The following is a 1,809-nucleotide window of genomic DNA, read 5'->3' on the forward strand; positions in this document are numbered from 1 at the left end:
CCATCGCCAGGAAGGCGATGACGCGGCGAACCGGCATATGGTCGGCCGGTAGGGCGGGTGCCGCCGGCCGTGCCGGTATCGATCCTGCGGTGACGGTTGCGGTTGCCATGTCATGGCCTCCCTGCGGCAATTCCAGGAAAGGCGTGCGGGGCTTTCCGTCCGGAATTGCGTCAAAACAAATACTTGGGCTGGCTGGGCGGCCCGGCGCTCGACAAGCCGCCGGGCCGCCCCCCAAAAGTGCCTAGTTGGCAGTCGCGGCCGGCGCGGTGCGGCTGTCGGCGGCGACGATGACGCTGAGGCCGGCGCGCAGCTTGCCGGTCTTCAGGACGTCGGCCGGCACGTCGATGCGGACCGGAACGCGCTGCACCACCTTGGTGAAGTTGCCGGTGGCGTTTTCCGGCGGCAGCAGCGAGAACACCGCACCCGAAGCCGGCGCCAGCGACGACACCGTGCCTTCGAAGCTCTGGCCGTCGATCGCATCGACCGTGATGCGAACCTTCTCGCCGGCCACCAGATGGCCGAGCTGCGTCTCCTTGAAGTTGCCGACGATGTAGAGCTTGTCCATCGGCACGACGACGGCGAGCTTCTGGCCGGGGCTGACGAGGTCGCCCTGCTCGACCGAGCGGTTGCCGACGACGCCGTCATAGGGCGCCTTGAGGACGGTGAAGGACAGATCGCGCGCCGCCTTGTCGCGGCCGAGCTGCAGCGAGGCCAGCGTGCTTGCGGACTCCGCGCGCTGCGCTTCGAGCACACCGATATTGGCCTGCGCGGCGGCGATCTGCGCGTCGGCGCCGACAAGCGCCGCCTTGGCCTGGTCGAGCGCGGTTTGCGCGTCGTCGAGCTGCGCCTGCGTGCCGACATGGGTCTTGAGCAACTGCGCCGCGCGGTCCTGGGCGCGCGCCGCATTGTCGGCCGCGGCCTGGTCGGCCACCTTCGACGCCTGCGCCTGCTGCAGCGACGCTTGGGCGGCCTTGGTCTGCGCGTCGATGCGGTCGAGCGTCTTCGCCAACGTGGCGATCTGCGCCTCGGCCTGGGCAACGGCTATCTTGTAGTCGCCGTCGTCGATGGTCAGCAGCGGGTCGCCGGCCTTGACCTGCTGGTTCTCGCTCACCAGGACCTTGTCGACATAGCCGGAAATCTTCGGCGACACGAACGACATGTCGGCCTGGACATAGGCGTCGTCGGTTGAGATCATGAAGCGGCCGTCGGTCCAGTAGTCGTAGCCGTACCAGCCGGCGGCGCCGAGCAGCCCAAGCCCGATGATGGGCAGAAGCAGCGAGCGCACCGAACGCTTCTTTTTGGCGGGCGCCGCGGCAGGGGTCACGGTGGCGGGCTGCGGAAGCGCTTCCGGCGCTTCGGTCGATGGTTGGACCTTGGCGTTGGGAAACGTGCGGACTTCGGCGGTGGCGGGCGCGTTCGAGGACATGATATCTCTCAGCAGGTTTATATGAGGAAATTCTGTTATACTGAACCGTTCGGTTCGATCTGGAGATTGACTTAGCGCTAAAACAGGCCCATATCAAGAGGCAATCGAACCGGTTGGTTCGAATTATTTTGCGAGGTGTGACTTTTATGGGCGAAACAGTGTCGGACCCCGGCAACGACCAGTGCGACGTGCTGGACAGCCTGCGTCGCGGCCGCCCGGCGGCCGGGCAGGATCCGGTCAAGCGCAGCCAGATCATCGAGGGCGCGCGCCGTGTCTTCATCGACAAGGGCTTCGAGGCCGCGTCGATGAACGACATCACCCGCGAGGCCGGTGTCTCCAAGGGCACCATCTATGTCTACTTCGCCAACAAGGAAGAGTTGTTC

The 1,809-nt window shown here is 66.0% G+C and carries 2 protein-coding genes; one reads left to right on the forward strand and one right to left on the reverse strand.

From position 1 onward, the window contains the following. Positions 1–241: 241 nt before the first annotated feature. Positions 242–1,426, reverse strand: coding sequence for an HlyD family secretion protein (locus EN738_RS34090; RefSeq protein WP_127287347.1), 1,185 nt, complete (start codon positions 1,424–1,426; stop codon positions 242–244). A 146-nt stretch (positions 1,427–1,572) separates the two neighbouring features. Here EN738_RS34090 and EN738_RS34095 point away from each other — a divergent pair. Beyond that, positions 1,573–1,809, forward strand: a 237-nt coding sequence (locus EN738_RS34095; RefSeq protein ID WP_145967041.1) for a helix-turn-helix domain-containing protein, incomplete at its 3' end; no start/stop codon positions are given.

It is taken from the genome of Mesorhizobium sp. M4B.F.Ca.ET.017.02.2.1, assembly GCF_003998955.1.
GTDB classification, from domain to species: Bacteria; Pseudomonadota; Alphaproteobacteria; order Rhizobiales; family Rhizobiaceae; genus Mesorhizobium; species Mesorhizobium abyssinicae.